The sequence below is a fragment of the Paenibacillus sp. IHB B 3415 genome, from assembly GCF_000802655.2.
GTDB classification, from domain to species: domain Bacteria; phylum Bacillota; class Bacilli; order Paenibacillales; family Paenibacillaceae; genus Paenibacillus_AQ; species Paenibacillus_AQ phytohabitans.
Window position 1 is genome coordinate 44,979 of sequence record NZ_JUEI01000019.1, and the last position, 22,280, is coordinate 67,258.

The 22,280-nt window shown below is 51.8% G+C and carries 16 protein-coding genes; 4 read left to right on the forward strand and 12 right to left on the reverse strand.

Annotation, left to right across the window (positions count from 1 at the left end; translation table 11 throughout):
- Nucleotides 1–25: 25 nt before the first annotated feature.
- Together QW71_RS10430 and cysK are read right to left on the reverse strand one after the other, a co-directional pair.
- Nucleotides 26–1,048: a hypothetical protein gene (locus QW71_RS10430; protein WP_052769967.1), complete on the reverse strand. Its 1,023-nt coding sequence runs from the start codon at nucleotides 1,046–1,048 to the stop codon at nucleotides 26–28.
- A gap of 19 nt (nucleotides 1,049–1,067) precedes the next feature.
- Nucleotides 1,068–1,991, reverse strand: a complete 924-nt coding sequence (gene cysK / locus QW71_RS10435) for a cysteine synthase A (RefSeq protein ID WP_039297128.1) — start codon at nucleotides 1,989–1,991, stop codon at nucleotides 1,068–1,070.
- A gap of 430 nt (nucleotides 1,992–2,421) precedes the next feature.
- Here cysK and QW71_RS10440 point away from each other — a divergent pair, with 430 nt between their 5' ends.
- Complete coding sequence (locus tag QW71_RS10440; protein ID WP_039297129.1) at nucleotides 2,422–2,901, forward strand: hypothetical protein; 480 nt, start codon at nucleotides 2,422–2,424, stop codon at nucleotides 2,899–2,901.
- A 149-nt stretch (nucleotides 2,902–3,050) separates the two neighbouring features.
- Here QW71_RS10440 and QW71_RS10445 read toward each other — a convergent pair whose 3' ends face one another.
- On the reverse strand, nucleotides 3,051–6,980 hold the full coding sequence (locus tag QW71_RS10445) for a discoidin domain-containing protein (RefSeq protein WP_039297130.1): 3,930 nt from the start codon (nucleotides 6,978–6,980) through the stop codon (nucleotides 3,051–3,053).
- Between the two features lie 434 nt (nucleotides 6,981–7,414).
- Between QW71_RS10445 and QW71_RS10450 the strand changes: the two genes are divergently transcribed.
- Nucleotides 7,415–8,497 carry a nucleotidyltransferase domain-containing protein gene (locus QW71_RS10450; RefSeq protein ID WP_039297132.1) on the forward strand — a complete coding sequence of 361 codons (1,083 nt, stop codon included), beginning with the start codon at nucleotides 7,415–7,417 and terminating at the stop codon, nucleotides 8,495–8,497.
- A 52-nt stretch (nucleotides 8,498–8,549) separates the two neighbouring features.
- Nucleotides 8,550–9,260: a creatininase family protein gene (locus QW71_RS10455; protein WP_268794612.1), complete on the forward strand. Its 711-nt coding sequence runs from the start codon at nucleotides 8,550–8,552 to the stop codon at nucleotides 9,258–9,260.
- Between the two features lie 157 nt (nucleotides 9,261–9,417).
- Here the strand turns inward: QW71_RS10455 and QW71_RS10460 are convergent, their stop codons facing one another.
- The 4 genes from QW71_RS10460 to QW71_RS10485 all read right to left on the reverse strand — a co-directional run bounded on the left by QW71_RS10460 (nucleotide 9,418) and on the right by QW71_RS10485 (nucleotide 15,310).
- The gene (locus tag QW71_RS10460; RefSeq protein WP_083442496.1) at nucleotides 9,418–11,124 is read right to left on the reverse strand and encodes a methyl-accepting chemotaxis protein; all 1,707 of its coding nucleotides are present in this window, start codon (nucleotides 11,122–11,124) and stop codon (nucleotides 9,418–9,420) included.
- Between the two features lie 1,338 nt (nucleotides 11,125–12,462).
- A complete protein-coding gene (locus QW71_RS10475; protein ID WP_039297138.1) occupies nucleotides 12,463–13,161 on the reverse strand; it encodes a Crp/Fnr family transcriptional regulator in 699 nt (232 codons plus the stop codon).
- An 81-nt stretch (nucleotides 13,162–13,242) separates the two neighbouring features.
- Nucleotides 13,243–13,776 (reverse strand): hypothetical protein, encoded by a 534-nt coding sequence (locus QW71_RS10480; RefSeq protein WP_039297139.1) that lies wholly within the window; start codon nucleotides 13,774–13,776, stop codon nucleotides 13,243–13,245.
- Nucleotide 13,777: 1 nt separating this feature from the next.
- Entirely contained in the window at nucleotides 13,778–15,310 is a 1,533-nt protein-coding gene (locus tag QW71_RS10485) for a DUF4153 domain-containing protein (protein WP_052769977.1), read from the reverse strand.
- A 113-nt stretch (nucleotides 15,311–15,423) separates the two neighbouring features.
- On the opposite strand from QW71_RS10485, the gene QW71_RS10490 reads away from it, so the two are divergent.
- On the forward strand, nucleotides 15,424–17,100 hold the full coding sequence (locus QW71_RS10490; RefSeq protein WP_039297141.1) for an ABC transporter substrate-binding protein: 1,677 nt from the start codon (nucleotides 15,424–15,426) through the stop codon (nucleotides 17,098–17,100).
- Nucleotides 17,101–17,215: 115 nt separating this feature from the next.
- Here QW71_RS10490 and QW71_RS10495 read toward each other — a convergent pair whose 3' ends face one another.
- The 5 genes from QW71_RS10495 to QW71_RS10515 all read right to left on the reverse strand — a co-directional run bounded on the left by QW71_RS10495 (nucleotide 17,216) and on the right by QW71_RS10515 (nucleotide 22,178).
- On the reverse strand, nucleotides 17,216–17,707 hold the full coding sequence (locus QW71_RS10495; protein WP_039297143.1) for a DinB family protein: 492 nt from the start codon (nucleotides 17,705–17,707) through the stop codon (nucleotides 17,216–17,218).
- 63 nt (nucleotides 17,708–17,770) lie between these two features.
- Nucleotides 17,771–18,847, reverse strand: a complete 1,077-nt coding sequence (locus QW71_RS10500) for a DUF1835 domain-containing protein (protein WP_235441439.1) — start codon at nucleotides 18,845–18,847, stop codon at nucleotides 17,771–17,773.
- A 24-nt stretch (nucleotides 18,848–18,871) separates the two neighbouring features.
- Nucleotides 18,872–19,690: a stalk domain-containing protein gene (locus QW71_RS37910; protein WP_052769969.1), complete on the reverse strand. Its 819-nt coding sequence runs from the start codon at nucleotides 19,688–19,690 to the stop codon at nucleotides 18,872–18,874.
- A gap of 774 nt (nucleotides 19,691–20,464) precedes the next feature.
- Nucleotides 20,465–21,289 (reverse strand): carbohydrate ABC transporter permease, encoded by an 825-nt coding sequence (locus tag QW71_RS10510; protein WP_039297145.1) that lies wholly within the window; start codon nucleotides 21,287–21,289, stop codon nucleotides 20,465–20,467.
- On the reverse strand, nucleotides 21,282–22,178 hold the full coding sequence (locus tag QW71_RS10515) for a carbohydrate ABC transporter permease (protein ID WP_047013722.1): 897 nt from the start codon (nucleotides 22,176–22,178) through the stop codon (nucleotides 21,282–21,284). Before QW71_RS10515 ends, QW71_RS10510 begins: the two co-directional genes overlap by 8 nt.
- Nucleotides 22,179–22,280 lie beyond the last annotated feature (102 nt).

Consider the following 22,280-nt stretch of genomic DNA (forward strand, 5'->3'; position numbering starts at 1 on the left):
CATCGTTAAGAATCTATATCCCGCCTTATATAGGAGAAGTGTACCGGCCGTACTGGATCTCCAGTTCTTTGAAGGCATTGCCTTGCTGCAGCAGGAAAAAGGAGTTCACACCCTCCGCTCCCCACCAGTTCAGGCCAAGCAGCAATCCGTCTGCCGACTGTGCAGCAAACAATAACGAGAACATCTCCGGCCGCATCTCCCCGCCGTCATCGACACGCCAGACCGAATATTCATCGTTCTCAATAACCGCAGGATAATCCATGAAGCTGAGCTTACCGTCTTCATTCAGGACAAGACTGAACAGCATATCCTTATCCTGCCTTGTGAATTGGATCAGATACAGCTCCCTATTCAGGGCCAGATCAGCCAGCTTCCAGGCGGACTGAATCTCCCGGTGCTTAACGGCAGCTATACTCTTGCGCACGGGATCTCCGGCGGCAAGCTGCGGAGCAGCCGGGTCAACCGGTTGAAGCTCCAGCAAGGCAGCCGGCGGGAAGAGGGCGGAATCAGCCAGATAATACGTTTCATCCGGTTTCGCTGCGCCACTCTCTACCGTGTAGACAAATCCGGCCAGGTTAGCGAAATTATTCGCCAGCTCCCGTCCATTGCTGTTCTCACTCCCCGCTTGCTGCTTCTCGAACTTCACAGCCAGCACCTGGCCTCCGTTGCCGATAGCGGTATTCAGGGATTCCATCTGCTCCCCACTTCCCTCTTCCTGCGAGGTCACAAGAATATGACTCCCGGTCTCGTCGGCGAAGCCGAAGACAGGCTGCAGCTTGGCGGGATCGAAGAATGCCGCCAGGGCAGGCGACTCGGTACCCGCGGCGGCTGCAGTAGGGTCCGCCGTTTGCGGGACAGCGGTCTGCTGCGGGACAGGCGACGGACTCTGCGCCACAGGTGATGGCATGGCCGGAGATTCTGCACCGCCTGCATTGTTATTTCCGCCTGTCCTTGAACAGCCGGACAAGGCGAAGACTACTGCCGCCGTAAGAATCATCAATCCGGCAGCTTTCAGCCGGTGCCGGGAACTTCTCTTCACGCGATTCATAGGGTCCCCTCCAGTGGAGTTATTCGAATATCCCCATACTTAGGTAGCGTTCACCAGTATCGGGAGCAATGCACAGCACCCGCTTGCCGCGGCCAAGGCGCCGGGCTTCCTGCAAGGCTGTCCATACTGCTGCCCCGCCCGAAGGACCAATCAGGATCCCTTCGGTACTGGCCAACCTCCTTACCATATCCAGTGCATCTTCATCGGATACCTGCACAATCTCATTATAGATGCCGGTATTCAGAATCGCCGGCACGAATCCGGGGCTGGTGCCCACCAGCTTATGCGGTCCGGGCTTGCCGCCGGAGAGCACCGGTGACCCTTGCGGCTCCACGACAACCACGCGGAGCTCCGGCAGCTGCTCACGCAGCGCCTCTCCTGTGCCGGTAATCGTGCCGCCTGTTCCGGACGTAGCTACGAATACGTCCAGCCGGCCTTCCATCTGCTCCAGAATTTCCGGAGCGGTGGTGATGCGGTGAATGTCCGGATTCGCCTGATTCTCGAACTGCTGCGGAATGAAGCTCCCGGCAATCTCTTTACCCAGCTCTACTGCCTTGGCAATAGCGCCCGGCATCCGCTCCGCCGCCGGTGTTAGCACAACCTCCGCTCCGTATGCCTTCAGGATATTGATCCGTTCCTTCGTCATGTTATCCGGCATGATCAGGATTGCCTTATACCCTTTCGCCGCCGCATTCATCGCCAGACCGATGCCGGTATTGCCGCTCGTCGGCTCGATGATCGTCCCGCCGGGCTGCAGCCGCCCGTCCAGCTCCGCCTGCACAATCAGATTATACGCGGCCCGGTCCTTAACACTGCCGCTGGGATTGAACATTTCCAGCTTCACGTACAGCTCCGCATCCTCCGGCCCGGTAATGCGGTTCAAGCGTACAACCGGCGTACCGCCGATCAGCTCTGTAATATTATTGACTACCAGCTTAGTCATATATATACCTCCCCTATTCCTGTCTTAATCTTCATGCACGATGTAACATCCATTGTATCGCTACCGGGTGGCACTTGTCGATTTGGCGGATGGTGCCGCTGCCGCTGGACTGACATTCTATCCATATTACCCAGCAAACTTCCGGTAAAAGCTGGTGACAAAACTTGGGCAGAGACATGCACAGGATGAAATTGTTGTACATTATGCAGGAATACCTGCGTATTAGCAGCCCGGATTCAATATTGTTGTACATTATGCAGGAATTTCCTACAGATGAGCTGGTCAGCATCCGAAATGTTGTAATTTAAGCAGGAATCTCAGGAGTTACACGGGGTAGAGACTAAATTGTTGTAATCCGTGCAGCATTTCCGGCAACTAGGCTAATTCCAATATGTGGTATTATGATAAGGATTAGAGGAGGGAATAATGTATGAGAAAAGAAGACTGGATTAAAGTAATCTTAATAGTATCACTGTTCGGGAATGCGGCTTTATTTATGAATCAGCAACAAGTTAGCAAAAGACAAGAATTGAAATATGAGATATTAAATGCGTACATATACCGGGACCTAACCCAACTAGAAGTCACTATACAGTATCAAATAGATAATAATTGGGTTAACGAACCCCTTGTTACGCAGAAATTAGATGATGCAATAGATTCAGTTATCTTACACATAGGAATGGAGGGTGACGATAAGGATGCTGTTCTTTGGAAGCTGCATGATTACTTGAAACAGTTCAAGGTCGGTGACGAAACCTTGGCAGTTAGCCTAACCGATAAGCAACGAGCCGATTATATTTATTTAGCCGAGAAGCTCCGGTCAAGCGGCTGGAACTATAATGTTGGATACGATACCAGGTGGAATATTTTTGCAGAAAAAGTGAATGGGCTTATAACGGAATCATAAAATCCAGATGATGCAACAGTAGCCCCATACTCTCCTTACATCATAAAACCGCCCCCCGGACACACGGGAGGCGGTTTTTGCAGCATGCTGAATATTATTTCAGCTTAGCATAATGCATCTGGGTCGTATTCAGCTATGCAAATTCAGCCCTACGGATTCACCGTAATCGTAAACGTCGACGTGGTATTTTTAATAGGCGTTACAGTGTTCAGGATCTTCAAGTTGTTGAAGACAACGTTACCTACCGCCGGGCCTTGGCCGGGTTCAGCCGATTCGTTGGCCCAGATACCGACTCCGGATTTGGCGTCGAAGGCATCTCCGCTCTTCTGCGCGCCGGAAATCGTGACATTCGTAAAAATCGTGTCCGCTACAGGGAATTGCGGTGAATTGCCGACATAGTTGGTCTGGAACATAATCCCGTGATAGGTCGGATAAATGATATCCACATCACTGACCCGGATGCCCTGGAACACCTTGGAGGCGGAGAATACCCAGATGGCCGGGAAGGTCTGTGAGCCCCAGAAATGTCCGCCTGCCCGGACGACCGAAATGTTCTGGAAATTCGTAGTCGGCGATGCGCCGAAGCCGTTCATGGCATACCCGAAGTCCAGTGAGCTGATCGTAATCCCCGAATAGCAGAGTGTATCCGCAATATAGATGTTGCGGAAGGTGTTGGCATAACCGCCGTAGACGGCTACACCGGCTGCACGCCAGGTCAGGATCGAAGTCAGGTTCTCGTATACATTGTCCTTCATGTCCGAGCCGCCGGAATCGATTGCCGAGAACAGCGCGAAGCTGTCATCTCCGGTCGCCCGTGCTTCATTGTTGGACACGAGGTTGTTCGTGCTGCCGTTGGTCATATTGATGCCGTCGGCGAAGGTGTTGCGGATACGGGAGTTTCGGATCACCATATAGTCGGTATTCGCCCCCCAGTACATACATACCTGATGTTCGGTCCAGATGTTGTCGATCGTAATGTTCGCTACATTGGAGAAGTCGAACACTTTGCCGGGACCGTCAATGCGTGAGGTATAGTTGCCGAAATAGGCAAACCCCGAGAAGGTGGAGCCGTTCGCTGAATCGGTAGCCCTGAAGCCAACATCCGTATTGGACTGGTTGACCGGTGCATAGAACCGGGTATACCAGGGTCCGGCTCCGACAATTTTAATCGCTTTGCCGTAAACCTGGAACTTGTTCGAGGTTTCATACGATCCGGCTGGAAGATATACACCGGTAAGGTTACCGGTTGTATCCATACGGACCTTATCGATCGCATTCTGCACGTCCTGGTGCGTGAAGCCGAGCGGAACCGTATATTTGGCCGGGTCCGGATTAGCGATCGGTGCTACCTGCTCCAGGCTGACGAAGTCAATCGCATACTGTGAAGTGTTGGCTGCGTCCTTCTGAAGTCTGATTGTGCTGCCCATCGGAATGGTGCTGTCGAACATAATATTCGCTTCATCATAGATGTGGCGCGGAGAGCCGGCGCTTGGCGAATTGCCCGGGCTGATCTCTGAGCCATACAGCCAGGCGTATTTGGAGTTCAGCGTGATGGCTTTGTTGAATACGCCGTTCACATAGATATTAAGTGTAGCGGTTGTTCCGTCACCGCTTGCCGAGTCCGGAATTGAGAACCGGGTAACGAGCGTGTTGGTGCTGGCTTTGGTAGTGAATTCAACATAGCTGCCCGTTGTGTTCAGTGTAACTGCTCTTCTGCCCGAGGCTTCACCGGCAAGATCACCGATATTGCGGTTCGGATTCAGCTTGACTGCTCCGCCCCCGACAACCCCGTCCTCCGCTTCATACATATCGTAAGGCATATTGGCCCCGCGTCCAATGTACAGCGACTGATTCTGGATGTTGTTGGCCCGTTTCACTGCAAGTTCATTAGCGTCTGCGGCAATTTCTGTTTTTACATTATATTTCCCGTTCACTGCGGTCCAGGTTCCAAGAGTAACCGGAGCTGTAGTGCTGCCGCTGGCAATGACACCGTTATAAGCACCGGTCAGCGTTTTGATTACCGCACCGGTGGTCGCATCAGTCAAGGTCAGTGTGATGTTATGTGCACCACTTGCCGAGGCTGCCGTTCCCTGATTCTTAATAGCGACTGAGAAGCTCACGGTATTCCCGCCAGCCGGATTCCCCGGCGACCAGCTGACCGGAGAAGCAATCAGATCCGAGCTGGATACCGGATTTACGGTAAGCGATGCGGGATTTGAATAGCTGTTATTCCCTTCATTCAGCTCAATGACGGTGTTGCTCTCGTCGACCTTTGCACTTAAGGCATAGGTTGCGGCATCTTTGGCACCGATGTTCAGCGATACTGTGGCCGAAGCACCTGCGGCCAGTGCACCGACTGGCGCTGTCCCGGCAAGCGTGGTACCCAGATAGAAGCTGACGTTTGTTGCTGCCGCTGAAGCAGACCCGGTATTCTTGACGGTAGCATTCAGCGTGATGACATCGGTCTCTACCGGAGCGGAAGGGCTCCAGGACATTGCCGTTACTGTCAGATCCGGATTCGCAGCCGGTGTGCCGATGATCTGAAATTCAGCTACCTGTCCGGCGCTTGAATCGGAGTTCGTGGTGAATTTCAGCTGCAGCTCGCTGGCCGTTGCAGTAACTGGAATAGTCACTGAGTTGCCGCTGGCCGGGTTAAAGGTATAAACCGTGGCTGGCACCAGACTCGTGAAGGTTCCTGTAGACTGATTATGACCCAGTACCTGAATGGTTTGGGTACGGGTAGCCCAGGCCGCTGCCGGATTCAGCTTCACAATTACCGAGGTTACATTGGCGTTCGCGCCAAGGTTCACAGTCAGTGTATTCGGATAGCTTCCGCCCGCTCCTTCCCAGTACGTAGTCACATCTCCGTCATTGGCATTGGCGGGGACAAACGTAAAGACTGAAGATGAGGCATTAACCGCTTTGCCGATTGCCAGGTTCGAGCCAGGACCCGCGCTTGGGGAGGCCGTCGGCGAGGCAGTTGGCGAAGGCGTTGGTGTGACAGTTGGGGTCGGAGCAGGCGTTGGGGTTGGTGTGGACGTCGGGGCTACGGTAGGAGAAGCTGTTGGTGCTACTGTTGCCGTTGGCACTGGTGTGGCTGTCGGCGCTACCGTTGGTGCCACCGTCGGAACGGGTGTAGCTGTAGCCGTCGGTGCCGTTGAGACGGTCAGGACCAGCTGATCCAGATTCACGTTGCCGGAATCGGACGCATCGTATTTGTAGGCAATCGTATTATTTCCGGCATTTAACGCCAGGATTTCTGCCTGTGTGGACCAGGTATCCCAGTTGGCCAGATTAGCAAGCGGGGTCTGCTTGATCTTGGTACCGTTCACATAGACACTCAGCGTCTTGGTGCTGCCGGAGGCATTGGCATACCGCAGCGCTGCGCTGTAATTGCCTGCGGAAGCAGCCGAGACAGTGAAGGTTGTGGCTGCTCCCTGGGCAAGATAACCATCAACAAACGCCGACCCTGTATAGCCGGTATGATCTGTGTTGGTTTTGGCCCCGCCGGACAAGGCGGCAGCTTCCGCTTCATAAGTTCCCGGTGTAGAAACCGCAGTTCCGTACACCTCGAGTTCGGATAGCTGGGCAGCAGGCCAGCCGGTGTTGGCCGTGAAGTTTATTTTAATATACCGGGCTATTGCAGCAGTGAAATTAACCGTGACTGTGTTAGAGCCGCTGGAAGGATTGAAGCTGTAGGCCGCTGATGCAGCCAGATTACTGTAAGAAGCATCATCCGTACTGCCTTGAACGGACAAAGTCTGTGTTCTTGCTTCCCAGGCTGACGGCAGCTTGAGTACAACCTGATTGACGCTGCTGCTTGAGCCTAGATCGACCTTGATCCATTGCGGAAAAGCATTGCTGGCACTCTCCCAATACGTCCCCTGGTTGCTGTCATTGGCGTTCGCTGCCACATACACATCACCGACCGAGCTAGCGGTAATCGTCTTGCCTTGAGCCAGATTGCCTGCCGCTGCCCCCACTGCCGGGAATAACGCCAATTGGCCCACACATAGCGCAAGAATCAGACTGTACAGCAGGAACGTCCTTTTCACAGAAGCCTTGTGTCTGGTAATCATCTGCCAACCACCTCCTATAATTTTATGATGCGGCCTTAAAGTATGCGCTTTCAAAAATACCTCCTCCCCTTATACTCCTTGCCTCCTTGATTCCCCCTGCCTTCCTGCTGTCCTGAGGATTATGTTGCAATCAGCCAGATCAGCCCTCTCCGCAAGCGCAAGTGAAACGGACCGGACCCGGAGACCGGCTATGAACTAACTAATTATGGTAATAATATAAGATATCACTAGGTTTAGGTCGATGGCGTATTCTATGATTAGTATGTGCATAAATACGGATTTCATATTTTTATGCAGCACACTATGTGAAGTTGACTTGAGCCCTTCCTCTGAACAACACCGGGAGAGATTAAACCTAATTAAAGTCGGTATACCCCCGCAGGCAAGATGCCTATACAATGGATACACAAGCCGCAACCAAGGGGGAACTACACATGAATGACGCTGACCAACAGGAACTATTCCACAAAAACGAGAAACTCATTAACATGGTTATTGAGCGGGCCAAGCGGGATTATCCGGAGGAGATTGCAATGATCGGGCTTACGGGCTCTTTTCGTACCGGAGATTTCCATGACAAAAGCGATCTGGATCTAATTATCATCAATAACAACCATCAGGGCTGGGGCATCTCTTCCTGCTTCATACTGGGGGATGTCGGATACGATATCTATTGCACTCCATGGGAGACCCGGATTGAAGAGCAGGCTGCGCTTGAGAGTCCGATGACCTCCAGTCTGATAGATTTGCAGGTGCTCTATTGTGCCAAACCGGAATATATGGAGAAATTCAATGCGTACAGACAGAGGGCGCTGGACACTTTAGCTAAGCCTATCGGGAGCGAATGCATCGGCAGAGCGAAGAAGTGGATCGACAGTGCCAAGCAGGAGTACGCGAATACCATGCTTGCTGAGGATCTTGGGACCGTCAGGCTGGCTTCTTGCGAGGTGGTCTACAATCTGGTCTATGCACTGACAAATTTGAATAATACGTATTTTAAAAGAGGGCTTAAGCGATATCTGGAGGAAATTGCCGCCTACCGGTATATTCCTGAGGATTTTGAAACGATATATATGGATGTGATTCATGCCAAGACTATTGATGACATACGAAGCACAACCTATACCCTTCTAAAAAGCATCCATAATCTGTACAATACTCTATATCAAAAATATGTAGTCCAGCCTGTACCGGCCTACGATAATCTGGCGGGCACCTATGAGGAGCTATGGTGTAATTACCGCCATAAGGTTATTGCAAGCGCCGAAATGAAAGACAAATCCTATGCCTTCTATACCGCAATGGGGGCACAGCAGTTCCTGGATGAAATGACAGAGTCGCGGGGAACCCGGAGGTTTGATCTGCTGCAACACTTCGATGCCGATCAGCTTGATGGATTTAAGGAGCAGTTCCTGCTGGCGATGGATGAATATCTGGAAGAATATAACCGGACTGGCCGGTCAGTCGAACGCTATGATACTATTGAGGAGCTATATAGACAATATATGAAGGTTTAGCTGATAAGCCTGCCGGAACCCTGCCATTCCCGGCGAAGTTGCAGCCAGCGGAATTGATACTGTTATTATATCCGTTGGTGCAACCGAGCAATTCGGGCCCTTCCTTCCCATGCATTTGGATACATTAATTGCAGAATTGTATGCTGAATCCTATGGAAAGGCATTAAATGCCTACGTTCTGCCTACCCTTCCATTTAACACTTCAGAAGAGCATGCCAACTGTAAGGGAACGGTAACAGTGAGCCCAAATATTTTAACCGCAATGATAGAAGATATGATTACTAATTTAGCAAGACAGGGATTTACCAAGTTTGTAGTTTGCAATGGACATGGTGGAGCGTACTGGGAAGCGGCCTTTGTTAAGCATATTAATTACAAATACCCTGAGCTTCTCTTGATCGCCCCGAATCACAACACTCCTCATGCCTGGACAGAAGCAGCGACACAAGCTGGTTTGGAAGAGGTAGATGAAATGCATGCCGGGTTATTGTCGGTGTGCACCGCCATGTGGCTCTGCCCTGAACTTGTCCAGACGAAGTCTATGGGCTCCAATATCCCTGCTGATAACCGGTTGTATGCAGACTATATGGGATGGGACAAGCTTACTGCAGATGGCTGCTGGGGAAAATTTGAAGAAGGCAGCTACACAGATCAAGAATTAAGTGAGAAAGGCAGGCTGTTCTGGGAGACGTTCATTCATAAACGGAGTGAAGGGTTACTTCAAATTCTTGAGGAAGCCTACCGGAGAAAAATGGAGAAATAGTATAGTGGCCATCGGGCATGAATGATTATGATTGCTTCTACCCGCTGAATGCAAAGCCCCCCGCCGTCTCCGGCAGGGGGCTAAGATCTATTCTCTGGGAGAGAATTCTTAATTATTGTGCATGATCAAGCTGAAAATAAGCTGAAGGCCAGTTAATCTACACGTTGAACCGTGCCACCAGGCCCTGCAGACCTTGTGCCAGCATGCTCAGTGCGCTGGCTGAGGAGGCAATTTGCTCCACCGAAGCCATCTGCTCCTGCGATGCAGCGGATACCTGCTGCGTATTCGCCGCAGTGGTCTCCGAGATCTGCGTAACCGTGCGAATGGAGTCTACGATTTCCTCCGTTGCCGCCGTGATTTCTTCCACGGCTCCGGATACCTCCTGAACCTGTCCGGCCAGCGAATCAATCGAGCTGCGGATTTCATGGAAGGAATGTCCGGCCTCTTCAATGATATTAGTTCCGCTTTGCACTTCGTTCATGCTGTTCTTCATCACCTTCACTGCATGGTCGGCATCTGACTGGATTCCGGCCGCCATCTCGGCAATCAGATTGGCGGATTCAGCTGACTGTTCGGCCAGTCTGCGCACCTGATCGGCCACTACCGCAAACCCTCTGCCCTGCTCCCCGGCCCGCGCCGCTTCTATCGTCGCATTCAGCGCCAGCATATTCGTCTCCGAGGCAATCCCCTTGATCACTCCGACAATGCTGCCAATTTCCTGTGACCGCTTCACGAAGCCCATGACCTGCTGCGAGAGGGACTGAATGGATTCGTTGATGGAATCCATCTGACGGCCGGCGGATTGCAGCGATTGATCTCCGGCAACCGCATATTCGGCAGAGCGCAGTGAGGCTTCCGAAATATCCTGCACACTGGCAGCAATCTGCTGAATCCCGGCTGAAATTTCAATAATCGTGTTCATGTTGGTCTGCAGATCATTCATCTGCCGGCCTGTGCCGGTGGCAACTTCGCCCATAATCCCGGCAATCTTCTCAGTCGCTTCAGCAGTCATTCCGCTATCAGCGGTCAGCTTGACCGAAGAAGCGGCGAGGCCGCTGGCAGAAGCATTCACCTGGCCGATCATCGCCGCCAGATTATCGGTCATTTTATTGAAATTCAGGGCCAGATCACCGATCTCATCCTTCGTCCGCACACTCAGCTTGCGGGTCAGATCGGCATCACCGTCTGCAATCTCTTTGAGCTGCTTGTTCACATCACTCAGTGGCTTCAGAATCCGTGCCGACATCACGAACGCGATCAGCACAGCCAGCAGGACAGATAGTCCCGTGACTCCCATACTCGTAACCATAGACGAGCTGCGGTGGGTAGCCGCCTGAATCTGCTCCTTCGCAATTTCTTCATGCAGCATATTCTCAAATACAAGCTGTGAATCGATAATGGTATCCAGAGAGAGCCTCGTAAACGACTTTTGGGCTTCCGGGAAATTCCCGTCTTTGGCTAAGGCAAAAGCTTGCTCCAGCACGGTAAGATAATTGCCCCATTCACTCTCCATATTCGTAATTCCCGCAAGCTCAGCTTCGTTCAGGCCCGCACCCTTCAGTTCTTCAGCCGCCGCCGTAATCTGCGGGATCATCGCTTCATAAGCAGTCAGGTTGGCCGTTCTTTCCTCATCCGTATTGCTCATGACATACCTCGCCGCCAGCCCATCTGCCGTACGGATATCATCGGTTAACCCCTGCACCAGTGACAACTTGCTGTAATTACGGTTGATCTGCTCCGTAAGCATGGTTACCTTCCCCTGAAATAATGTGCTGCCCGCGATTGCGATAATGAACACGATAATAACGGCGGCGAAGCCGGACATGATTTTGGCACGTATCCCTCTAAGTCTGTTGAACATCATGATTTCCTCCACTCCATATGTAAGCTATACTGCATAACCCCTGCCCTTAGGGGCTTGTAGACTATGTATCCTGCGTGTATCCACCTGCATGCACGCTCCATGCGTCTGATGCTGGCCCGTCCCTCCTCAAGTGTGTTACTAATCTTTTCCTCTTGTCTGAACTTACGTTCCAATCCTTAAACCAATCTGAAATGGAGCTGAGTATTGGCTGAAACATGCAGAAGCAGCTGATCCGGCCTCAAAGGCAGCGTATGTTTCAGCAGGAAATTGCGGCAAATATAAGAATCATGAATTACAAAAACATACCTACGGGGAAGCACATTGTATTCGGTTTTTCGCATACATTTGGCCCGGGTACCTTCATGGCAGCCCATTGTATTCGGTTTTTCGCACACATTTGACCCGAGTACCTCAACGGCAGCACATTGTATTCGGTTTTTCGCATACATTTGGCCCGGATACCTTCATGGCAGCCCATTGTATTCGGTTTTTCGCATACATTTGGCTCGGTTACCTACGGGGAAGCACATTGTATTCGGTTTTTCGCTTACATTTAGTCCGGGTACCTTCATGGCAGCACATTGTATTCGGTTTTTCGCATACATTTAGTCCGGTTACCTTCATGGCAGCCCATTGTATTCGGTTTTTCGCATACATTTGGCCCGGGTACCTTCATGGCAGCCCATTGTATTCGGTTTTTCGCACACATTTGACCCGAGTACCTCAACGGCAGCACATTGTATTCGGTTTTTCGCATACATTTAGTCCGGTTACCTCCACAGCAGCATATTGTATTCGGTTTTTCGCTTACATTTGGCCCGGGTACCTCCATGGCAGCACATTGTATTCGGTTTTTCGCATACATTTGGCCCGGTTACCTCCATAGCAGCATATTGTATTCGGTCTTTCGCATACATTTGGCCCGGGTACCTCCATGGCAGCACATTGTATTCGGTTTTTCGCATACATTTGGCCCGGGTACCTTCATGGCAGCACATTGTGTTCGGTTTTTCGCACACATTTGGCTCGGGTACCTTCATGGCAGCCCATTGTGTTCGGTTTTTCGCATACATTTGGCCCGGTTACCTCCATAGCAGCCCATTGTATTCGGTTTTTCGCATACATTGGCTCTCCTTTGGCCCGGCTTCCGGGGGATTCAGCGGGATTCCTGATGCAAGAACATAATCACCATATTTGCATAAACAACACAAAAAACCGCCACCCCGGCCAAAGAAGGCATGAGATGACGGTTATCTGGAAGAGTACGCTCAGGTAAACTTCGATCGTTATGTAAGTAAGTTGCTGTCATTCATTCGTGTCACTCAGATTCCCATCGCTTTATTCATACAAATTCCCGTTCGCCAGCATGGCCAGCCTCTCTTCGTCCAGCACGATCAGCCGGCCGCGCCTGCGTTCGATGATCCCTTCTTCAATCAGGCGCCGCACCACCCGGTTCAGATGCCGGTAGCTTGTCCCCAGCAGATCGGCAGTCTCTGTCAGGCTGGAGGTGCGGATCTCCTCCACGCGCTGAGCGCCGGTGTTGTCCGAGAAGAGTGACATCAGGTAGCTGGCGAAGCGGTTCTCCACCGGATACAGCACATTCATGGCCGAGGTCTGGCCCAGCGTATACAGCTTGTGGCTCAGCTCCCCGACGAGGAAGCGCAGCAGCGCCGTATTGTCTTCGAACTCTTTTAGCAGCAGCTTTCTTCCGGCCACCAGCAGCAGGCTGTCCCCCACCGATACCACCTCATTCTTGACCGGATACTGGCGCAGCAGCTCAACATCCCCGATCACCGACATCGGTCTTGCGAACCGGACAAGCATCGACTTGCCGTTAGGCAGCAGGGTATGAATCTTCAGCTTGCCCTGCACCAGAATGAACATGCTCTCCAGCCGGTCGCCCACCGAACACACTGCGTCCCCGTCGCTGTAGCGCCGAAGCTCCATCTGGGCAATTGCGCCGCTGCTGAACATTGCCGTAAGATTATTCTGCTCCGCAAGACTGCGTACCGCCTCCGGATTCACTATCGAATACATGAAGTTTTTCCACTCCCGCCGTGTAAAGTCTATCTTATGTTCAAACTGTACCACAGCTCCAGGGCAAAGGGCTAACCGGCCTTACTTCATATCAGCGTCGTCCAGGCGGATTTCAGCTACAGTTGCATCCGGAGAACACCAGAATTCCAAAGTTACTCCTTGTTTGTGATCAATGTATCCGATAATATCTGCGGTCTGCTCATTGCTTTTGTAATATTTGCTTCCATACAGATCAAGCACACTTTGTTTGGTGTCTCCCAGTCCGATGCCTAAGGCTGTATGGAGCGGATCATCCGAACGGTTATTATCCGTGGCGGTGATCATGATCCGCTTAATCAGACCGCCGTCAGGGCCGGAATGGACAGAGGCAGTCACAAGACCGTCCTCCCAATGATAGTAATCATACAGCTCATTATCCTCTTTACTTAACGGGCTGCCTAACTGCTTAAGCAGGTGACTGTCATTAATATTGTCATGCAGGTTCACACCGCCGATCGCTTCGCGGGCAAGGTCTGTGGAAGGCGTCAGCTTTTCGGAATATGCCGAGAATTGATAGACACCGAAACCCGCAATGATCACCGTAATCAGAATAAATACTATCCGTTTTATCCCCATATTAGTGTGCAACGCCCTTCTCAAAATATTGTTCCAGTTCCCTACGCTCCTGGAATTTGGCTAGATTGAAGGATGGCCAGCTCTTCAGCGGCTCTGTCCGATCAGACAAACGGCTGTGCAGCGCTTCGTCAAGAATGCCTTTCTCCTGCCTGCTGAACTCAATCAGCTCCGGAACCACATCCGCGGACAGTCCGGCCAGATAATTGGCATCCAGGGTGCCGCTTGCGGTGTACCGCTGAATATTTTGCCTGGCGATAATATGATCCATCCCGATATAGTTCATCAGCACATAAGACAGCAAACCAAGCACGATGTAACACTTAAGCAACGGGAATTCTGCCCGGCTGATCCGCACCGCAGCCAGAACAAGCAGCAGTCCGAGGAAGATCATGAAAGCATGCACCAGGAAGCGGATATAGGTATAGCCATATGCTTCTTCATACAAGGTTAGCCGTGAGTATGCAGAGTAGAGCATGACCATGGAGCACAGAACCAGAATATAGAGCAGAATCTGAATTACCCGCTTCAGCCCGCCGCCTGCTTTGCGCACCGCCAGCAAGGAGAGCAGCAAAATAGCGAAATTGATCGCTGTCACCAGAATCAGCTCAAAGAATCCGCTCCGCGCATAATCCGCATACGTCTTGCCATCCGGCAGAATGCCTTCCCAGGCTCCGAACAAATATGAGAATTGCACGCTCACAAACAGCATGTATACGGCATTGATCACCGCCAGAACCGTAGTAATGATGATCGGATCATCAACGCCGATGCTTTCCTCCTCCGGTTCGGTCACATCCTGCTCTGTCAGAGCATCCAGCCCGCCAGGCGGATAGGTCCGGATATAGGACTTACTGTCAATGAATCCCCACACAAAGCCGAACATCCCGAGGCCAAGCAGAATAATCCACAACGCCCTGCTGATCCATTCGCCAAAGGAGATATTGTCAAAGTAACCCGGGAGCTCTGACAGCAGCCGGTTGAATACCCCATCCGCCGTGGAGAGAAGCGAGGTGACGATCAGCAGCAGCGGAACGGAAATCAGCAGCCCGATCACTATACGGATCAGAACCTGCTTGCGTGCATTAGACACCCCGCCCTGGCTACGGCGTAACAGCTTCACCGCTGTGTTCCAGTGGCGCAGGCTCTGGGGGAAGAAATGCTCCAAAGCCGCTCCGATCAGCCCGAAGCCGCTCCAGGACGGCAGGCGGTAACTGAGCATATAAGTCATATGTAATAAAATCAGCGCAGGAATGACAAGAAAATTAAGTCCGAAGAAAAACCAGTTGCCAAACAGTGCGTACGTCAGCGACAAGAGGAAGACTGAACCCATCCACATATAGCTGAACCAGTTCTGCTTACGCAGCTTCTCCTTGCCGAAATAGAACATAAACGCGTAGAACAGCACTACAAAAATAGGGTAAGAGATTCCGGGCATCTTGCCGTAGAACAGGTACTGATGCACAAGCGCAAGCAGAAACGCGGCCAACAAAACAACGCGCGCAAACCCCGATTTGGATACGGTTTGATTGTCCATGGTAAATTCCTCCATCTTTTTACTTTCCTACCCTGATTCTAGCTGATAAAATAAGAAGAAAAAGAGAAATATATTATTATTAATTTCCTATTTTGTGAAAGGAGAGCTTATAGATGAAGCTGCACAGCCAATTTCTGAAGCTGCATTCGCATCATGGAGGCCCGGCAGAGGTCCTTGTTACCCTGGATGAGCTGGCCTTGACCCTCGGCTGTACCCACCGCAACGCGCTGCATGTGATCCGCAAAATGGTAGAAATGAACTGGATCACCTGGACGCCCAGCCGGGGACGGGGGCGGCGCTCCAAGCTGGTGTTCCTCGCAGCCTCCGAGGATATTGCCCTGGAATCCATGATGCAGGCCATCAGCAGCAAGGATATCAGCAGCGCTCTGGAGGGAATTCGCGGACATACCCGCACCTCCGCCCTGCAGGATACGCTCCAGGGCTGGCTGCTGGCTTACTTCGGGCATCATGCCGAGATGCAGAGTGACAAGCGGATTGATACGCTGCGGCTGCCGGTCACGCAGCAGCTGCATACCTTCGATCCGCTGTATATGAATCTGCTGGCAGAGTCTTTTGTTTCCAGCCATGTCTTCGACGGTCTGGTCGGCCGCAGCGGCGAACGCGGCAAAGTGATCCCCGGTCTGGCCCATGCCTGGGAGACCGACGAAGCCCGTACCGCGTGGACCTTCCATCTGCGCAAAGAAGTCCTGTTCCATCACGGCAAGGTACTGGCTGCCGAGGATGTGGTCTACTCGTTTGAACGGATGATGTCTACCTCACAGCGGACGCTGTACAGCTATATTTTCAAGGAAATTCAGGAAGTTAGAGCACTGAATGCCTCCACCGTCCGCATTCTGCTGAAGAAGCCGAACGAGCTCTTCCTCCCGTTCCTCTGCACCAGCCGGGCGGCGATCGTCCCCCGTGACCTGCAGTCAATGGGTGAGAATGTATTTGGACGAAGACCTGCGGGAACGGGACCTTTCAAGGTAGTGGAGATGAGCGAGGATACTTGCGTACTGGAGGTATTTCCTTATTATTTTCAGGGGCGGGCCCATCTGGACCGTGTGGAAATTATCTATGTACCCTGGGGGCTTGCTCCGGGACCCTCCGAGACAGGCTCAGGCTTCCATGTCATTCCGAATCCGCAGGCAGCAGGTACCGGCTCCCTGAGCAAGATTCATTCCGAGTCCTCGGTACGCAAATTCGTCACCTGCAACACCAAAAAAAAGGGACCGCTAAGCGATCCCCTTCTCCGTGCCGATATTCTGTCCTGTCTGCATGAAGCTCCCCGTGAACCTTTCAGGCATTCAGCCGGTCTTCCGGCGGCAGCACTTCAGATTGCTACCATTCCGCAGTATGCCGGGGACGCTGAATACATTGCCTCAAGGCTGAAGCAGCACGGATATGCCTGTAACGTAGTCTCCGTATCCCCGGAGGAATTCAAAGGACCGATCCGCCTGCAATCGGATCTGATTGTCTTCTCTCTGCTCCGTGATCAGGATGAACAGCTGCGGCTGTACGATCTGTATCTGACACTCTCGCAGCATATTGAGCCGCGCACCCGCGCCGACATTGAAGGCAGACTGCATATGATCTCCCGGGAGCCTGACGCCGCTGCCCGGACAGAAGGCTTCAGGATTATCGAGGATAGCCTGACCCGGGATCATCAGCTGCACATCCTGTACGAGAAGCCTGCCGAGACGGCTTATCTGCCCTCTGTCAGAGGTGTTACCTTCAACAGCCAGGGCTGGGTGGATCTGCGTCACCTTTGGTTTCCGCCGGAGCTGTAAAGCTAATCTAAGCTTCGCCCGCCTTGGATGCGGCCTTTTCAACACTCAGATTTGTATCTTGCTCATGCCTGCTGGCAGTGTAAAATCAAGTCTGAAGGAGGACTAAACGCACCCTTTATTCTCTGCCGGGCAAACTGCCCGCAAGCCCTCTGCCCACCAGATTGGCGGATACCGGCTTCCTGCCCAGCTCCCTGGACCATATAGAGAGCTGGCCGGAATGATGAATCTCATGAGCGATAATATGGCGCATAATCTCACCCCAGGCATCCTCAATTACCCGTCCATCCGCCCGCTCATCCTTCAGTATGTTCTGCTCCAGCCCCTCATGCCACGCCAGCACGAACTGCTCTACCTCCGGCCGGAACCTTGCATCCAGCTCCCTGATCTTCTGCAGAGTGTTATATTCCAGGAAATCTGCCCGAAAATCAGGTTTACCCTCCATATCCCGGATCCAGCTCAATTCCACATCGATAATATGAACCAGCGTCTTCAGGATTCCGCCCATTCCGCCAGTCCGTTCCTTCAGCAGTTCTTCCTCCGGCAGCTCCTCACACCATTTGTACCATTCCTCGCGGACCATCCAGTTATAACGGAATAATGTTTGCATAGGCTGCCTCCTGAATTGTAATGTAATTTTGAATTTCCGGCATTCAACGTTCTGTTTCCCTGCTCAGTTTGCTTTCCGTCTGACACTGTAGAATCTAAGCGCTGTCGGAACGCCCTTAATCTCCAGGATACCGCTATAGATCAGTTCTCTCACCCTATATTCGAAAAAAGCGTCCCCGATATATTGGTCGCAATATCCCAGCGCCTCTCCGACTAACCGGGCTGATTTCAGGAATCCGTCATCTCCGGAAGGCGGCTTCAGGTAGTCCAGCTTCTCCAGCAGGTAGCTATCATAATAATCAGCCGGCACCTCAAGCACAGCCTCCTCTTGCCATATCCGCAATACCTGGGACTGTTCTGAGATGTTCTGCCACTCCAGGTCCAGCCGCGTGATATCCGCAGCAGTAAGCTTGTTGCCGTCCTGAATGCGCAGCAGCGCCTCCCGAAGCTTATCGGCCGGAATCTCACCGGAACTACGGTATTTGATGGAGGCATCCGGAGTGTTGTACAGCTCTTCACAGATTGCACAGGCATCACATACCACAATCCCGCTCGGTCTGCTCCCCAGCAGATGAACAGCAAGACGCAGCCCGGTCTGCTCATTAGCATTGCCGCTGGTCCAGATCACGACCTCGGCCTGTCCGGGAATCTGCTCCAGCTTATCCATTAGCTCCGTATACATTTCTTCGCACTCATCAGTGGCGGTAGAGTATCCTAGGATATTCTGGAAGAACCACTCACTCCGGGCCTTCCTTCCCTCCGGCGAATCCAGCTGGCCTAGCGGACCTATCGCATAATTTCCCTTTAAAATGATCAGCTTGTGTGTGTCTGCCCAACCGAGTCCTCTCAGCGCTTGCTTCATACTGCCCGCGTAAGAATCACCGCACACGATATGCACATGCGTACAATCCGGTGAGGGGTCCCAGAATGCCCGCTTTTGGGGAGAATCCATCAGACTGGTGTAGTATCCCAGCAGGCTGGCAACCGGTCCCGCGATATGTTCATCAAGCGGTGCTTCAAGCCGCTCACTCTGTTCCTTTAACCGCTTGATCTGCGCCAGAATCCGCATGAAATACAAGTGTACTTCATCTTCCTTCAAGCCGCTAACAGCGTTTACGATTTCCTGCATATCTTTCATCATCTGATTCCACCTTTGTTCAGGTAATTATATGGGGGAGCGGTCAAGCAGCCTCCCTTTGACAAGCAAATAAAGCGGGGGATAGGGCGATTGCTTCTGAGCGGTAACCAAGGTGAACCCGTCCTTCCCGACAGCCGGTCTTTCCCGTTCCTGCACCGGGAACTGGACCGAATCTTTAAACACCACATATGCTGCTACATCCGCTGCTCCTGCCGGAATATCATTTCCGGTTATATTCTGCGACTTAACAGTAAAGCTGCCCTTTGCCGCGTCATACGTGTACGAGACAGGACGGAAAGCATCATTGCTGATAATCGCCCCCGGCGGTGCTCCAAAGGCGCTTCTCTCCAAATCCTCTATCGCTAATTTAATAATATCCGTCTGCATCAGAGCGTCCCCTGTCAATGTATAGAGATGATTACTCTGATCCCATTTACTCACGATGCCCAAACTGCCCGCCAGTACACTGACCGGGATGAACATCGAATTTTGCTCCAATACCGGAATCGTATCCATGGAGCCGGCAACCCCGTTAACCGAAACGGACTTCGACCTAATCGTGAACATAACCGTTACATCATCTATCCCGATTGTAGCCGTTTTACTTTTGGCATCGTAGCGGACCTTCGCCCCGAGCAGCTCGCTGATCGAGCGCAATGGAATCATCATTCGTCCCTGTGAATCCACATAAGGCGCCTTCGGTGCCGTATAGAGCACATAATAATCGTTGATCTTGAGCAGCACCGGATATTCCTTGGCTGCGGCCTGCACCTTCCCCGTACTACTCCCTATTAGTAACACCAAGCTCATTCCCGCTGCCAGCAGCAACTTCTTTGTTTGCTTCATAGTATAAACCATCCTCTCATTCTGCTCCGTTTGAAATAATGTAGCGCTCCCGCTACTGCGGCTCTTGTTAAGTTAACGCATGCAACTATTAAACATGTACAGTATCAGGTTAAATCTAGTGAAAAACACCTTGGTCAATCGCCTGCTGAGGGTTGCCGTGACCCGACACCGGGATATCAGGTAGGCTTAACTGCACTTTGTACAACTAAAACATCTGATTTACAACCAATTACCTGTTTAGTTGTATTTCGTACAACTAAATAGCCCATGTAGATGGGTTCTCACCCATTCAAGCAAATTTAGTTGTACAAACTACAGTTAAAAGAGGCGAGTCTACCTTTTCACTGTTTTTAATTGTACAGAATACAACTATCCCTAAATTCCACTTGAGCGAACACCGCTCCAGCCGCCACATTCGGGTTGAATATCCACAGTTAACATCTGATCAACTATCCCGCTCCTCCCACCTAATTTAACCCTCGTCTAGTAAAATAAGCAAGCGAAAGAGGCAAGCAGCATCCTTTCTGCTGCTTGCCTCTTTCGCTGATCACTTGCCCTTCCTTGCCCACTCCCCACATAAATGAACTTAAGAATTTCACAACAGGGCTTGCGTACGGAGGGGGATTTTTGGAACTGTAGGAGCGGGAGCGTCCGCCTTTGTCTCCGGATTTCACCCGCTATAGGCGGCAAGAATCAAGAAATCTGGAGACAACAGCGGCCGGAAGTCCAAAACATCCACCGTAGCTATGCCCCGCCCCAAGTGAACTCTTCTGTTTATTTCACCGACCCGATCATCCCAGCCACAAACTGCTTCTGCATCAAAAAGAATACCAGCGCCGTCGGAATCGTGCCGATCACAATCGCGATCATAATCATGCCGTAGTCCGGGGCGTAGCCCGAACCAAGTGTCGAGATCAGGAGCGGCATCGTCTTCGTCTGCGGGGTCTGCAGCACGATCAGCGGCCAGAGATAGTTGTTCCAGCTCGACATGAACGTGATGATTGCCCCGGCGGCGTATGTCGTTTTCATGGTCGGCAGATAGATGCGCAGGAAGATGCCCAGCTCGCTGAGCCCATCCATCCGGCCGGCCTCCAGCAGCTCCTTCGGGAACATCTTCGTGCTCTGCCGGAAGAAGAAGATCAGGAACGCCGTAGTCACCGTAGGCAGGATAACGGATGTCATTGTATCAATGCCCATCCACGGGAACACATTGGAGATTTGCCCGAACATCCGGTACAGCGGAATCATCAGCGCGGCGAACGGAATCATCATCGACAGCAGCAGGATGTTGAACACAATATCCTTCGAGCGGCTGCGGAAGACTTCGAAGCCATAACCGGCCAGCGAGGCAATCAGCAGCGCCAGCAGCGTTGTGGTTACCGAGATTTTAGCGGAATTGATCAGGGATAACTGCAGGTCTGTGGTATCCAGCAGCTTCTGGAAATTATCCAGCAGATGTGTTCCGGGCAGCAGCCGCCCGCGGGTGACGTCGACCGACTTGTTCGTCGAGCTGACCACCATCCATAAAAACGGGAAAATCGAGACAATGGCCGCGATGCTTAGGAACAGATACATGAAGAAACGTTTGCTCTTAGCCATTTTTATCACCTGCCACTTTGAACTGGATGACCGACAGCAGCGCAATCATAATCACGATGGAATACGATACAGTGGCTGCATAGCCGAAGTCCGCTGAATATTTGAACGACAAATTATAAATGTACTGGGAGATCGTCTGTGTTGCATTTCCCGGACCGCCCTTTGTAATATTCATGACCTCATCGAACAGCTGCAGGGTACCGATGGTGGATGTGATCGAGGTAAACAGGATGATCGGCTTCAGCAGCGGGACAGTAATTCCGAAGAACTGCCGTGACGCCGAAGCCCCATCAATTCTGGCGGCCTCGTAGATGGAGCTATCAATATTTTGCAGGGCGGACAGATAAAAAATCATATTGTAGCCCGTCCAGCGCCAGGTTATCGCGATAATAATCGTAATTTTGGCCCAGAACGGATCGGTGATCCATTCAATCGGGGCACTGACCAGATGCAGCTTCAGCAGCATGGTATTCACCAGCCCGTTGCCGGCGAACAAATACTTGAACACTACCGAATAGGCAACCAGCGAGGTTACACAGGGCAGGAAGATTGCCGTCCGGAAAAACCCTTTGAATTTGAGCTTGCTGTCATTCAGCAGCACTGAGATAAACAGCGCCAGTACAATCATCAGCGGCACTTGAACCAGCAGATAAATGAAGGTGTTCTTCACGGAAGTAAGGAATGTTTTGTCTGAGAGCAGCCGTGTATAGTTATCGAATCCGGTGAAGGTAAGATTGCTGCCGGTGCCTGTCTGGAACGACAGAATCAGCGCCTGGAGCATCGGGTAGAAATAGAAGACGAAGATCAGAATGACCGCAAGCAGGACGAAGGACCATCCGGTCAATACGCTTTTGGTACAGATACTCACGCTCGAATTTGTTTTTTTCACATCGGCCCAGCCCCTTCATGGTATTCAAGTAGAAACGGCTTTGCCGTCCTTTTTTAGGACGGTACCGTTTCAGCGAGAAAGATAAGGATAATTTATGCGCGG

What these genes read in the sequence shown, in the direction of transcription:
- QW71_RS10440 (WP_039297129.1), top strand. Translation starts at nt 2,422, where the DNA reads ATGAGAAAAGAAGACTGGATTAAAGTAATCTTAATAGTATCACTGTTC.
- QW71_RS37910 (WP_052769969.1), bottom strand. Translation starts at nt 19,690, where the DNA reads ATGAAGCAAACAAAGAAGTTGCTGCTGGCAGCGGGAATGAGCTTGGTG.
- QW71_RS10450 (WP_039297132.1), top strand. Translation starts at nt 7,415, where the DNA reads ATGAATGACGCTGACCAACAGGAACTATTCCACAAAAACGAGAAACTC.
- QW71_RS10460 (WP_083442496.1), bottom strand. Translation starts at nt 11,124, where the DNA reads ATGATGTTCAACAGACTTAGAGGGATACGTGCCAAAATCATGTCCGGC.
- QW71_RS10485 (WP_052769977.1), bottom strand. Translation starts at nt 15,310, where the DNA reads ATGGACAATCAAACCGTATCCAAATCGGGGTTTGCGCGCGTTGTTTTG.
- QW71_RS10475 (WP_039297138.1), bottom strand. Translation starts at nt 13,161, where the DNA reads ATGTATTCGATAGTGAATCCGGAGGCGGTACGCAGTCTTGCGGAGCAG.
- QW71_RS10495 (WP_039297143.1), bottom strand. Translation starts at nt 17,707, where the DNA reads ATGCAAACATTATTCCGTTATAACTGGATGGTCCGCGAGGAATGGTAC.
- QW71_RS10430 (WP_052769967.1), bottom strand. Translation starts at nt 1,048, where the DNA reads ATGAATCGCGTGAAGAGAAGTTCCCGGCACCGGCTGAAAGCTGCCGGA.
- cysK (WP_039297128.1), bottom strand. Translation starts at nt 1,991, where the DNA reads ATGACTAAGCTGGTAGTCAATAATATTACAGAGCTGATCGGCGGTACG.
- QW71_RS10490 (WP_039297141.1), top strand. Translation starts at nt 15,424, where the DNA reads ATGAAGCTGCACAGCCAATTTCTGAAGCTGCATTCGCATCATGGAGGC.
- QW71_RS10445 (WP_039297130.1), bottom strand. Translation starts at nt 6,980, where the DNA reads ATGATTACCAGACACAAGGCTTCTGTGAAAAGGACGTTCCTGCTGTAC.
- QW71_RS10500 (WP_235441439.1), bottom strand. Translation starts at nt 18,847, where the DNA reads ATGATGAAAGATATGCAGGAAATCGTAAACGCTGTTAGCGGCTTGAAG.
- QW71_RS10510 (WP_039297145.1), bottom strand. Translation starts at nt 21,289, where the DNA reads ATGGCTAAGAGCAAACGTTTCTTCATGTATCTGTTCCTAAGCATCGCG.
- QW71_RS10480 (WP_039297139.1), bottom strand. Translation starts at nt 13,776, where the DNA reads ATGGGGATAAAACGGATAGTATTTATTCTGATTACGGTGATCATTGCG.